Origin of the sequence: Blautia sp. HCP28S3_G10, assembly GCF_052065235.1 — a bacterium.
Lineage (GTDB): Bacteria > Bacillota > Clostridia > Lachnospirales > Lachnospiraceae > Blautia_A.
In genome coordinates this window covers 1-13,484 of record NZ_JBQHUL010000010.1, presented here as the reverse complement: position 1 = coordinate 13,484, position 13,484 = coordinate 1, and the positions used below count along the sequence as shown (strand labels likewise).

Below are 13,484 nucleotides of genomic sequence, written 5' to 3'. Positions count from 1 at the left end.
TGATAATGTGGTTTGAATGATCAGGGGGAAGTATATGGAAAAAATTTCAGTGATTGTTCCGATATATAATGTTGAAAAGTATATAGAAAGATGCCTTAAAAGCATACTTGAGCAGTCTTATCAGGAATTTGAAATAATTTGTGTTGATGATTGTGGACAAGATGGTAGCATTCGGATTGTAGAAAAGTTTAAGAATCAGTATTCAGATAAAATTAAAATTGTATATAGTGATATAAATATGGGGCTTGGCGCAGCAAGGGATAAAGGGTTGAAAGCAGCGCAAGGAAAATATATAACGTTTGTAGACAGTGATGATTATTTAAAAGATGATTTTCTAAAAAGGTATATAAATGCTGCGCAGGAATCGCATGCAGATATAGTCATTGGTGGATATATCAGAGCTGAGGGAGAAAAGAATATTGAGAAGTCTATTAATGTCGAGGATAATAACATAGGATGGACATATGTTAATGCTTGGGCAAAATTGTATAAAAGAGAGTTCCTTGAAAAGAATCAGATTACATTTTGTGGAGTTAGGCGTTATGAAGATGAAGGATTTACATATAGAACGTTGCTTGCAGATCCAATTATAACTAATATCCAATACTCAGGTTATTATTATTATTTGAATACAGAGTCAATTACGCAGAGTGTAAAAAAAGACAGGACAGGAATTATTGAAGAGTATTTTGGAACAGTTGAAGCACAAATAGAAAATCTTAAGAAAGCTAAAAATAAAAAAGAGATATTGAAATACTGTTTGGTTTCCGGATTAAATGCAAATTTGTTGTATAATGGAAAAGGCTGCGGAATTAAAAAAATGAAATCTTTATATAAAAGATATAATAAATTAGTAGAAAAAATCGACAAAAATATCTGTAATAATAAATATGTGAGTATGCGATATTTAAAATCCGAACCATGCAAAAAAAGAGTGGCAACATGGATTGTTCTGCGATTAAGGAAAATTAAATTGGATAGGGTAGTATTTTATTTGATTAGTTTGATTTGAAATTATAAAGGGAATATATGAAGAAAATAACATCTAGTGAAATAAAACAAATAGAGCTTAACTTATTATTGAAACTTGATGAAATATGCAAGAATAATGGCTTAAAATATTATTTATGTGGAGGTACTTTGCTGGGAGCAATCAGACATAAAGGATTTATTCCGTGGGATGATGATATTGATGTTTTAATGCCAAGAGAAGATTTTGAAAAGCTTTTACAGCTGGAAAAAACTCAGAAAGAAGAGTGCATAGAAAAGATTGTTTCATGGAAATCAGGAAATTCTATTTATCCTTTTATTAAACTGATAAATACGGATACAGTTGTGAAAGAAAAGTATCTGGATGAAAAATTTACCACGGGAATATGGATTGATATTTTTCCCCTGGATGGTATGCCGGATGATAAAAAAACAATTGAAAAGAAATTTAAAAAGATTAAATTTTATAAAACCGTATTGCTGACAGCGTATAGTGAAAGTGGAAAGGGAGCGTCCTGGTATGCAGCTCTGGCAAAAAGATTTTTAATCCCAATTTGCAAACGATTGAATACAGAAAAGTTATGTAATAAGTTAAATGACATTTCAAAAGAGTTTCCTATTTCAAAATCACCATATGTTGGAGGATTTTTATGGGGATATGGTCCTCAGGAAAAAATGCCAAAAGAATTTCTGGAACAGGTGAATGTTGAATTTGAGGGACATTCATTTCCGGCACCAAAATGTTGGAATTTCTATTTAAAGCAGTTGTATGGTGATTATATGCAGCTTCCACCAGTGGAAAAAAGAATTTCTCATGACTTTGATGTGTGGATAAAGGAGTAATTGTTAATGAATATTGGATTAATATTTGCCGGAGGTTCCGGTGTAAGAATGAATACTAAGGGAATGCCAAAACAGTTTTTACAAATGAATGGCAAAGCTATTATCATTCATACATTGGAGTATTTTGAAAAATGTATGGATATAGATGCTATTATTGTTGTATGTCTGAAAGAATATATAGGATATCTTGACAATCTGCTGAAAATTAATCGCATATCCAAAGTAAAAAAAATTGTTCCGGGTGGAACATGTGGACAGGAATCAATATATCACGGCTTATGTGCTGCAGAAGAACTGGCGGAAGGTGATGATATAGTCCTGATACATGATGGAGTCCGCCCGTTAATATCAGAAGACCTGCTTAGCAATAGCATTAAAATGGTTAAAGAAAAGGGAAACGCAATTACAGTTACGCCGGCAACGGAGACGATTATTCAGGCTGATGAAAAGCAGACAATAACAAATATTATTGATCGAAAAAGCTGTTATATTGCAAAAGCACCACAGAGTTTTTACCTGGAAGATATCCTGAAGGTTCATAGACAAGCAATTAAAGATAATAAGACAGATCGCATTGATTCTGCAAGCCTGATGAAAGAATATGGATATGAACTCCATACTCTTGAGGGGTCAAATGAAAATATCAAAATAACGAATCCTTCTGATTTTTATATTTTACGTGCTATACTTGAGGCCCGTGAGAATTCACAGATATTTGGATTGTAAAGCAGGAGAAACAGAAATGCCGGATATTAAAGTCAGTGTAATAATGCCCGTATATAATTCGGAAAAATACCTTGAGACAACAATAAAAAGTGTTTTAAATCAGGAGTTTGATGAGTTTGAACTGATATTGGTTGATGATGGTTCAAAAGATAAGAGTGGGGAGATCTGTGATGAGTTCGCAGATAACGAGCCCAGAGTAAAAGTGATTCATAAGAGCAATGGAGGAATATGTTCGGCAAGAAATTGTGGACTTGCTGCGGCAGAGGGGGAATATATTGCTTTTTGCGACAATGATGATTTATATCTTCCAGGGCTTCTTGCAGATAATTATAAGCTTGCTAAAAAGCATAATGCAGATGTAGTGAGGTATTCCAGAATTTATCGTACAATTAAAGATGGAAAAATAATTTCGGAAGAAAGAACAAATTTTAATTCAGGAGTATATTCTGACAGTGAATTCGCAGAGAATTTTGCTGAGATAAATAAAGCCGGAGAGGGAATCTGGGCAGGAATTTATCGTACTTCTTTTTTAAAGAAAAATAATATTCAGTTTGATGAGTTCATGAAGTTTGGATATGAAGATCTTGATTTTATGACAAGAATATATCTCGAAAAACCAAGAGTTGTTCTTAATCCTAATGCATATTATGTATGGATGATGAGATATTCTCATAGTACAAGTGGAAAGACAGATATCAATAATATCATGTCTTTAATGAAGTGTCTGAAAAATAAGCGAAAGTTAATAGAACAGACTGGAATTGAAGAAAAAATTCCTTATTTTTGGTTGGATGAATTATCCAAAAGAGTGTATACAATTGTGAGGTATGTAAGCCCTCAAAAAGTAAAAATGCCTTTTAAAGAGCGGATAAAATTAATCGGATTTTTTGGAACGGCAGATGTTTTTAAAGAAAAACCAGAAGAATCTTCATTTAGAGCATTAAAAGAGAAAAATAAAGCAGGCTGGCTGATAATGAAACTCTTTTATGGAAAAAAATATACATTTTTATATTTGTTATTGATTGGTAAACAAGAATTTTTAGGAAATTAATAGATAGAAAAAATTTAACAATATCAAAGGCTGAATAAAGCATAAAAATACCGTACGAATGTATTACAAAGGAGAACTTTTTTATGGAAATAAAAAAGATTAGAAATTCAAATATAGAACTGATGAGAGTATGTGCAATGTTTATAATAATTATGTATCATATTGTAATACATTGTGTAACGGTACAACTTACGGATGCTACATCCATAGAAAAAATGGGAAATGGACTGTTCAATCAACCCGTATTTTATAAAAGGCTATTAATTCCATCTTTTATTACACCATTGGGGATTGTTGGCAATGCTTTATTCATTATGATTTCTGGCTATTTTATGGCTGAAAAAGAAAAAATAAACATGAAAAAGATAAGTCAGAAGTTATTGCTTCAATTAGGTTTTGCATCAATAGTATTAGTTTTTGCTTCAACGTTTTGTTATCAAAAAATGAAAAATATTGATTTTGATCTCATCAGAATATGGGATTACAACGACATGTCATGGTTTGTTGGATATTACTTTATGGTTATGTTGGGCGCAAAAATATTTCTGAATAAGTTTTTGGCTAAACTTGATAGAAATCAGTATTTGACATTTTTGATAAGTTGTTTTGCTTTTATTCAGTTGAGATGGTCAAGGATGTTGGCCGAAAACTTGACTTCTGGATTAAGCATATTGATAACGGGTTATTTTTTGTATTCTTTGGGCGGATACATAAGAAAGTATGATCCATTTGCACGTGTACGTAAGTTAGTCTTCATAGTACTTATTTTGATTACGTATTTATTGATTTTTTTATCAAGTTATAATACTACTGTAAATGCAATTCAAGATTATTTAAGTAAAGAAAGTAATGATATGTTTTATCAAAATATACAAAGCTTTTCAAATTATAGTATTGTAATAATGATTATTAGTGTTTGTGTGTTTGAATTATTTAAACGCCTACAGATTCCTCAGAATAAAATTATAAATTATTTAGGAGCTACAACATTTATGACTTATCTTTTGCATGATAATTCGTTTTCATATAGTATTTGGAATACACAAGACTGGATAACATTATTATATTATAAGCCAATATTATGTCTTATAAAAATAGCAGGCTGGGCACTGGTGTTTTTAGCAAGTGGTGTTGTTGCATATAGCATATACGGGGAGGTTAAAAAGATATACGATAAACATAAATATATTCTTTTTATGGGAGAATAACATTACTTAGGTGGGAAGAAGAGAGTGTGTATGATGGAGAGAAGAAATACAACAATGGATTGTGTTAGAGGAATTGGAATTCTTTCTATTGTGATTGGACATTGTTGTTATGGGTTAGAGATACCATTAATACATATAAAATTTGGTGAATTTGTATATTGTTATCATTTAATGATTTTTTTCTTTGTTGCAGGTTTCTTTTTTAAAACAGAAAATGCGGTCAATTCAAGTACATACATTGGGAGCAGACTATTAAAATATGTTTCAATGTTTTGGTGGTATAATTTAATATTCATATTATTGCATAATTTTTTTGTTACAAATGGAATGATATCTAACATAGACAGATACAGAGTATCTGATATTGTCAGCAAAAGTGTACAGGGTCTTTTGATGAAAACTTCAGAAGAACTTCTGGGAGCATGTTGGTTTTTGCCTATGTTTTTTATTGGGATATCTTTATTTAGTTTTGTCTGTGGACTGATTGAAAAATATTTTCTAAAAGGACGTTTGGGCTGGCATCTGTTTTCATGTGGTTTATTTGCAATAGTAGCATTGTATTGTAATGTTAGAAATCTTACTTGGGATTATCAGATACAAATTTCGTTACTTGCGATTCCTGTAATGTATGCAGGATATATAAGTAAACTGTATTGGAATGTACTTGAAAGTAAAATAAGCTGGTATGGAACGTTAGCAAGTTTTATATTTATAGTTAGTGTATTAAAGTCAAATATAGGAATTATTGAATTGTCTTCAAATAAAATTATCAATCCATTCCTGTTTTATCCGGTTACATTTGCAGGTGTATATTTTTGTATTGGAAGTGCTAAGATATTGAATAAATTCAATGTGACAAATGCTATATTTTCAAAGATGGGTCGCGATAGCTTTCATATTATGGCTTTGCATTTTTGTGGATTTAAAATCATTGATTATGTTTATTCGAAATTGCATGGGATTTCTGATGTTGTAAGTATTGGAAGATTCCCTCATTCTGATTTTGGACTCCATTGGATATATGTGTTTGGAAGTATTGCATTTTCATTAGTTGTAATCACAATATTAAGAAAAGGAAGAGAAACATTGGATGGATTAAAAATCTATTAACATGTTAATAAATCAGTACTGATTGTTGCTTTACAGAGAAAAGGCACTATGATAGAATGAAATCGATTTAAACTAAAAAAGAAAAGAGATAATAATGACTGAACATACATTTGTGGTTTGTGCATACAAAGAAAGCCAGTATCTGGAGGAATGCATAAACTCTTTAAGAAATCAAAGTATAAAAAGTAATATCCTGATTGCGACATCGACTCCGAACGACTATATTAAAGGAATTGCAGATAAATATGCGATTCCTTATTATATTAATGAGGGAGAGGGTGGGATTACTCAGGACTGGAATTTTGCATATTCATGTGCGGACAGTAAGTATATAACGATTGCTCATCAGGATGATATTTATGACAGAACTTATCTGGAAACAGCACTTAAGTATATGAAAAATGCAAAACATCCTCTGATTTTTTTCAGTGACTATTATGAAATCAGAGATGGAGAAAAAGTGGCAAATAACAAGCTTTTGAAGGTTAAAAGAATTATGTTATTACCATTACGAATAAAAATATTTCGGAGTTCTGTCTGGGTCAGAAGGAGAATTCTTTCACTGGGATCTCCAATATGTTGTCCATCTGTTTCGTTTGCTGTAAGAAATTTGCCGAAAGTGGTGTTTGAAAATCATTACCGTGCTTGCGAAGACTGGGAAGCATGGGAAAAAATTTCAAGAAAAAAAGGTCAGTTTTTGTATTCAAAAGAGAAATTGATGGGACATCGTATTCATGAAGAGTCAGAAACTACGGCAGCGATTGGCGATAATAAACGCTCACGAGAGGAATTTGAAATGTTCTGTAAATTCTGGCCCAGTGGAATAGCAAAAATAATTGAGAAATTCTATGGAACCGGGCAAAATTCTAATCAGCTATAAAAGGGGAAACAGATGAAAAAGATAGTGATTATTCCGGCGTATAATGAACAGGGCTCTATTTTGAATACAATAGATGATATCAGAAAAAATGCTCCGGAATTTGATTATGTTGTAATTAATGACTGTTCAAAAGATGATACATTGAAACTGTGCAGAGAAAATGGTATCAAAGTTTTAAATCTTCCTATTAATCTTGGAATTGGTGGTGCTGTTCAGACTGGATATCTGTATGCATATCGTAAAGGATATGATATTGCGGTTCAGTTTGATGGAGATGGACAGCATGATGCGAAATTTCTTGATATGATGGCGGACACGCTTGTTAAAGAAAATCTGGACATGGTTATTGGTTCACGTTTTATTGACAATCAGGGATTTCAGTCATCTGCAATAAGAAGGTTTGGTATTCGCTTTTTTACAGTGCTGTTAAAGATTTTATTTGGAAGTAAGATTACAGATGCAACTTCCGGAATGAGAATGTGTAATCGTAGAGTAATGGAATTATTTATTAAAGATTACCCGAAGGATTATCCGGAACCGGAAACTGTTGCCAGACTTATGAGACATAAATATAAAGTGAAAGAAGTACCGGTTATTATGAGAGAAAGACAGGCAGGAGTTTCTTCTATATCATGGAGAAAATCAGCCTACTATATGATGAAGGTCAGCCTTGCAATTGTGATTGAAAGACTGAGATAATGTGGGAGGATAAATATGACACTTAAAGCGCAGATTTTTATTTGCATAGTTCTTGTTATTGCATTGGCTGCTATTATTAACATGGTGCGCAAACGGTCTCTGGAACTGAAGTATGTTCTTGTATGGATTGGCTGTGATATAGGACTATTTATATTTACGCTGTTTCCAAAAACAATGTCTCATGTGGCAGACTTTCTGGGAATTTATACACCGGTAAATATGATTTTCTTTATGGGATTTATATTATCACTGGTTATTATTTTTACGTTGACAGTGGCATTGTCAAGGGTCACTGCAAGGGTAAGAAAACTGGCTCAGATGATTGCTTTGCAGGAAGATGATAATCTGGAAAGAAAGCAGTAAAAAAAATCAGATTCAGAAAAGAAGTAGAAAAAATTGACAAAAATAAAGAGATGTTTAAACAAAATAATCGAAATTTTGACAGCAGGATTGTTTTCATGGATTGTAGGTCTATTAGCTATTGCTTATTATGTGAATTTTTCATGTAAAAAAGTATTTTTAATGGACAATATCCAATTATGCCTGGTGGGAATAATATTATTGAGCATAATAATATTTGTGGGAACGAAAACTATTATTGGAAGTATTTTTACAACAAAAGTAGAAAAAATACTTCCAGTTGTTGCTGTACTTTTTTTAATAGTTCAAATTTGGATATGTTATAATATCTTTTTTGAAACAGGCTGGGATTCAGGCGGCGTTATAATACCCACAGTGAGGGCTTTACTGAATGGCGAGAGTGTTCAGCATTTTAATGATAGTTATTTTGTGATTTATCCTAATAATGTTTTTTTAGTTAATATATATTGGCTGATTTTAAAAATTAATGATATTTTAGGTCTTTTTAAAGGCGAATATCAATTGATGGCGATAGTTGTTGTAAATTGTATTTTATCATCATTATCCTGTTGGCTGGTATATTTGATTGCTAAAAAAGAACTATCACAGAAAATTGCGATATTTATTTATTTTATTTCTTTAGTTTTAATTGGCGTATCCCCATGGATGGTAATTTGCTATTCGGATTCTCTGGCTATATTTATGCCTATACTGATAGTGTATTTATATTTAAAAGAGAATCTGGGCGTGCTTTTAAAAAGTATATTAATTCTGGTAATAGGGTATTTGGGATATTGCATAAAACCGCAGGTGCTTATTATAATTGTTGCGATTTTTATTATTGAGTTTGTAGAAAATTTGGATTCTATAAATAAAAAATTGATTACAAAATTATGTGCTAGCCTGATTATTTCGTTAGTCGTAGTTACTATTATTTCCACGGGGATGAATAAGATTTATTCAGTGGAAGGCTTAGATGTAAAATCTGAACAGAGTGTAGGTCCTACACACTATTTTATGATGGGATTAAATAAGGAAAGAAATGGAGTTTATTTAAGAGATGATGTAGTCTTATCGATATCCTGCAAAACAAAAAAAGAAAGAACGAAAGTAAATATGGAAGTAGCATTGGACAGGATAAAGAAAATGGGACCGAAGGGTTATTTTAAATTTTTGTCTAAAAAAATGCTTACAAATTATGACGATGGTACTTTTGCATGGGGAATAGAAGGGGGCTTTTATTCTAAAGTGTCAGAGTTGCCGAATAAAAGTGTAGCACCTGCATTGAGAAGTTTCTATTATAATGATGGCAAATATCACATAATATATTCTACAATAGTTCAGGGAATATGGATTTTAACTGTAGTTGGTTGTTGGATCCAGATGGTAATAGCTTTATTTAAGAAAAATTCTGAGAATAAAGTATATAGAGTAATGAGTTTGGCACTTGTTGGAATTACCATATTTGAATTACTGTTTGAAGCAAGAGCAAGATATTTATATATTTATGTACCAATTTATATATTAGTTTTTGGATATTTTCTTCAGAGCGCAAAAAATATATTGAAAAAAAGACATATGTAGAAGGAGAGCAGCTATGAAAACACCAATTTTATACATAGTTATACCATGTTACAATGAGGAAGAAGTTCTTCCTATTACCAGTAAGGAATTTCTTGCAAAAATTAATGAATTGACAGAAAAGAAACTTATAGCACCTGAAAGTCGGGTGCTTTTTGTCAATGATGGAAGTAAAGATTCCACCTGGGAGATTATAAAGAAGCTGGCAGATGAAGATGAGCATTTTATAGGAATTTCTCAGAGCAGGAACAGAGGACATCAGAATGCTGTTCTGGCTGGCTTAATGGAGGCAAAAGACAAAGCCGATATCACGATTTCAATAGATTGTGATGGTCAGGATGATATTAATGCCATGAACAAAATGGTGGAGGAATATTTAAATGGTTGTGAAATTGTTTATGGCGTAAGAAGTGCGAGAGATACAGACACTTTCTTCAAAAGATTTACAGCAGAGGGATTTTATAAACTGTTGAATGCAATGGGAGCGGAAGTTGTTTTCAATCATGCAGATTACAGACTTGTGTCCAGCAGAGTGCTGAAAGAATTTGCCAATTTTAAAGAGGTTAATTTGTTCCTGAGAGGAATGTTTCCGCTGGTTGGATTTAAGAGTACCAGCGTTTATTATGAACGTCATGAGAGAATTGCAGGCGAAAGTCATTATCCACTTTCAAAAATGTTGGGACTTGCTTTTGATGGAATAACCAGTCTGAGTATCAAACCGATTAGAATTATCACAGGACTGGGCATTTTTATTTCATTTTTAAGTTTTATAGGTGTAATTTGGAGTGTGATAATGTATTTTATGCATCACAGTGTTACAGGCTGGGCAAGTACGACCTGTATTATCTGTTTTATTGGAGGAGTACAGCTGATCAGCATGGGTGTGCTGGGAGAATACATAGGAAAAATATATCTTGAAACAAAGGCCAGACCAAGATACATTATCAGTGAAAGAACTGAAAAAAATATGGAAATACAAGAGCTTGATAAGGAATAACAAGTATAGGTGTTTGTTGGAGACTATTGATTAGATGAGAAAAACTATTGATGGAAACAAAAAAGGGCAGATGTTCCAATATAGAGCTATTACGAATATGCGCAATGTTGATGATAATTATGTATCATATAGTGTGTCATTGTGTAAGTGTGTAGCTTACAGATGCTAATTCTATAGAGAGAATGGGGAATGGACTTTTTAATGAGTCAGTTTTTTTCAAAAGATTATTGATTCCTGCATTTATCATGCCGTGGGGAATTGTGGGAAATGCTATATTTATATTGATTTCTGGATATTTTATGGCAGCTAAACAAAAAATAAACATGACAAAGATTTCTAAAAAAATGTTACTTCAGTTAGGTGTGGCTACAGTAATATTGGTCTTGATATCGATGGTTTGCTATTTGAAAATGCCTGATATTAAATTTAATCTTGTAAAAATATGGGATTACAATGATATGTCATGGTTTGCGGGATATTATTTCCTGATAATGCTTGGAGCAAAGCTTTTTTTGAATAAATTTCTTAATAATCTGGAAGAAAATCAATATATTGCTTTTGTACTTAGCAGTTTTGCAATTTGTCAGCTGAGTTGGTCAAGGGGCTTGGCAGATAATCTGGCTTCTGGTGTCTGAATATTACGGTGCGGCAGAGCCGCCAGTCCGGTGTGGCGAGAGCCACCTGTCCGGACTAACGGAGCCACCCCATTTTGTTTATTAAGTTACTTTGCCATTGCTGGATCCAGTCCATATACTTCTCTCATAGAGAGGTCTTTAGATGGGTCAACACTTTCAATATCGATCTTATAGGAATCATACGATATACGATCCATGATGGCATCGGCAAGAGTACTTTCACCATCACAGATTTGCTGGTACCATTCACTTTCACGGAACTGAGAACAAAAGATCGTTGAAGATTTTTTTCGTCTTTTATGTATCAGTTCAAAAAGATTCCTGGCTTCAGCTTCTGTCAGTTTAAGAAGCAGCCACTCATCAATGATCAGTACTATTGGCTTGGTGTATTTCTTCAGGACAGTCGAGAAAGTTCCATTGTCCCTGGCAGCCTGTAAGTCCAATAATAGATCAGGAAGCCGTACATACCGTACTGAGTAATAGTGCTTGCATGCTTCCATGCCAAAGGCACAGGCCATATAAGTTTTACCACTTCCGGTTGCTCCAGTAATAAAGATGTTCCGGTATTCTGTAATGTATTCACAGATTGCCAGCCGGTTGATCAGTGCTTTGTTCAGCTTTCGTCCAGAATGGTAATCAATCGCTGCGATGCTGGCATCTGGCTGTTCAAACTCAGCCTGGCGGATCAGCCTTTTCAGACGATTGTTTTTGCGGTTGCTGTATTCGACATCAACAAGCAGGCCGAACCGATCTTCGAATGGAACTTCCTTCATTGCAGGATCATCCATCTGGATGCGGAATGCATCTGCCATAGCAGTCAGACGCATTTCAATAAGTTTATCGATTGTACTTTGATTTGTCATGATTTTTTACCTCCATAGTATCTGGCTCCTCTGGTTATGCCATGTGGTTTTACTGCTTGAGATGATTCTGATTCGGTATCAGGTGCATCCTTTGTTGCAACCAATAGATTTTTGATACTTTTATAGCTGGGTTTACCGGAATAAGAGAGCGCCTTAGCGCAGACCTGTTCCAGTTTTTCTGGCGAATATTTTTCTGCCAGTTTCAGTAATCCCATGCAGCTTCTGTAGGATTGCTGTTCAATCCTGCCGGAGGTAAGTATTGCATCGACAACCTTACTTGTGTTAATTCCAATCGAATCATCCCACTTACGTAACCGGTCACCGTTCCATTCCAGATATTTCTGGTGTTCCTGCGGCATATGTTCTGTCACTGTAGAATACTGACCGCTTCGTCCATAGAGTCGTCTGTGAGAGGCAATACGATTGTGATTATAAAATATTTCAACCGTTGTATCTGTTATACGCACATCAACCTTATTTTTGATATACTGATAAGGCACGGAGTAGAACATTCTGTCTACTGCGATGTGATAGTTAAACTGGACGGTGGCTTGTTTCCACTCAGCCAGTTCAAAAGGTGTAGCAGGCAACGGAGCCAGTAATGGCATTTCTTCCCCAAGAAATAAACTGAGTCTGCTACATTCCTTTTTCTGAAATTTACGGGCGTTGTAGGCATCCAGTTTTTCACGGATTGAAGCATTTAATTCTGCAAGAGAGAAAAACTGCTCATTGCGAAGGGCTGCTGTTATCCATGTGGATATCTTTCCTACTGATCCCTCTACATTCGGTTTATCCTTGGGTTTCCGGACTCTGGCCGGAAGGATGGCGAGATTGTAATGTTCTGCCATCTCATGATAAGTTGTGTTTAAGGCAGTGTTGTACCAGTCACTCTTTTTATGATTCACTGCGGTTGTACAGTTATCAGAAACGAGCATAGGTGTGACACCTCCAAAGAAATCAAACATCTGGACATGAGCTTTGATCCAGTTGTCAGTTTTCTCATTCATATATGCTTTTACAAAAGCATACTGACTGTAAGTTAATACACCTACAAATATCCATGCATCTGTGATTTCTCCAGTGTCCGGATCAATGATGTGGGCAGGGTCACCGGCCCAGTCAACTTCAATCTGTTCACCTGGTTTTCTTGGGATATGCATGGTAGCCCTACGTTTTTCTTCATCCTTCTGGATGTAGTAGCAGAACTGAGAATACATTAGAGGCTCTTCGCTGCTCATGCGGCACTCCTCACAGTATTCTACCCAGAGAAGCTTTTTGTTTACACCATTTCGCAGAAGTTCTTTGCGAATGTAGTCAAAGTTTGGCATGCGTTTATTCGTTGCCGACTTATCCTTAGGAAACATCAGCTCCTCTAGTGCGCTGTCGGTCATGTCGAAATCCAGCGGCCATGAAAGCTTGATTTCCGCTGCTGAATATTCTTGTGCGGTAACACCGCAAGTCCGGCAGACGGGAAACCGTCTGTCCGGGCTAGCGGGAACCGCTTATGCGAGTTTACTCACGTAATGTTTTGTCCAAGCCAT

At 34.2% G+C, this 13,484-nt stretch carries 14 protein-coding genes; 12 read left to right on the top strand and 2 right to left on the bottom strand.

From position 1 onward, the window contains the following. Positions 1–34 precede the first annotated feature (34 nt). The 12 genes from ACTNB8_RS06075 (at position 35) to ACTNB8_RS06020 (ending at position 11,080) form a co-directional block, all read left to right on the top strand. Entirely contained in the window at positions 35–1,012 is a 978-nt protein-coding gene (locus ACTNB8_RS06075) for a glycosyltransferase family 2 protein (RefSeq protein WP_441053149.1), read from the top strand. Positions 1,013–1,029: 17 nt separating this feature from the next. Continuing rightward, a complete protein-coding gene (locus ACTNB8_RS06070; RefSeq protein WP_441053148.1) occupies positions 1,030–1,833 on the top strand; it encodes a LicD family protein in 804 nt (267 codons plus the stop codon). 6 nt (positions 1,834–1,839) lie between these two features. Then, positions 1,840–2,559 carry an IspD/TarI family cytidylyltransferase gene (locus ACTNB8_RS06065; RefSeq protein ID WP_441053146.1) on the top strand — a complete coding sequence of 240 codons (720 nt, stop codon included), beginning with the start codon at positions 1,840–1,842 and terminating at the stop codon, positions 2,557–2,559. Between the two features lie 16 nt (positions 2,560–2,575). Continuing rightward, positions 2,576–3,610 carry a glycosyltransferase family 2 protein gene (locus ACTNB8_RS06060; RefSeq protein WP_441053144.1) on the top strand — a complete coding sequence of 345 codons (1,035 nt, stop codon included), beginning with the start codon at positions 2,576–2,578 and terminating at the stop codon, positions 3,608–3,610. Positions 3,611–3,693: 83 nt separating this feature from the next. Further along, entirely contained in the window at positions 3,694–4,818 is a 1,125-nt protein-coding gene (locus tag ACTNB8_RS06055; protein ID WP_441053143.1) for an acyltransferase family protein, read from the top strand. Between the two features lie 30 nt (positions 4,819–4,848). Then, positions 4,849–5,928, top strand: a complete 1,080-nt coding sequence (locus ACTNB8_RS06050; protein ID WP_441053141.1) for an acyltransferase family protein — start codon at positions 4,849–4,851, stop codon at positions 5,926–5,928. Between the two features lie 94 nt (positions 5,929–6,022). Next, complete coding sequence (locus ACTNB8_RS06045) at positions 6,023–6,808, top strand: glycosyltransferase (RefSeq protein WP_441053140.1); 786 nt, start codon at positions 6,023–6,025, stop codon at positions 6,806–6,808. Positions 6,809–6,820: 12 nt separating this feature from the next. Beyond that, positions 6,821–7,507 (top strand): glycosyltransferase family 2 protein, encoded by a 687-nt coding sequence (locus ACTNB8_RS06040; RefSeq protein ID WP_441053139.1) that lies wholly within the window; start codon positions 6,821–6,823, stop codon positions 7,505–7,507. Positions 7,508–7,522: 15 nt separating this feature from the next. Continuing rightward, the gene (locus tag ACTNB8_RS06035; RefSeq protein ID WP_441053137.1) at positions 7,523–7,870 is read left to right on the top strand and encodes a DUF2304 domain-containing protein; all 348 of its coding nucleotides are present in this window, start codon (positions 7,523–7,525) and stop codon (positions 7,868–7,870) included. A 33-nt stretch (positions 7,871–7,903) separates the two neighbouring features. Further along, a complete protein-coding gene (locus tag ACTNB8_RS06030; protein ID WP_441053136.1) occupies positions 7,904–9,451 on the top strand; it encodes a hypothetical protein in 1,548 nt (515 codons plus the stop codon). 13 nt (positions 9,452–9,464) lie between these two features. Beyond that, complete coding sequence (locus ACTNB8_RS06025) at positions 9,465–10,445, top strand: glycosyltransferase family 2 protein (protein WP_441053135.1); 981 nt, start codon at positions 9,465–9,467, stop codon at positions 10,443–10,445. A gap of 182 nt (positions 10,446–10,627) precedes the next feature. Next, the gene (locus ACTNB8_RS06020) at positions 10,628–11,080 is read left to right on the top strand and encodes a hypothetical protein (protein WP_441053133.1); all 453 of its coding nucleotides are present in this window, start codon (positions 10,628–10,630) and stop codon (positions 11,078–11,080) included. An 86-nt stretch (positions 11,081–11,166) separates the two neighbouring features. Here ACTNB8_RS06020 and istB read toward each other — a convergent pair whose 3' ends face one another. Next, positions 11,167–11,943 (bottom strand): IS21-like element helper ATPase IstB, encoded by a 777-nt coding sequence (gene istB / locus ACTNB8_RS06015; protein WP_441053132.1) that lies wholly within the window; start codon positions 11,941–11,943, stop codon positions 11,167–11,169. Next, complete coding sequence (gene istA, locus ACTNB8_RS06010) at positions 11,940–13,307, bottom strand: IS21 family transposase (protein WP_441053130.1); 1,368 nt, start codon at positions 13,305–13,307, stop codon at positions 11,940–11,942. The genes istB and istA overlap by 4 nt, the downstream gene beginning before the upstream one ends. Positions 13,308–13,484 lie beyond the last annotated feature (177 nt).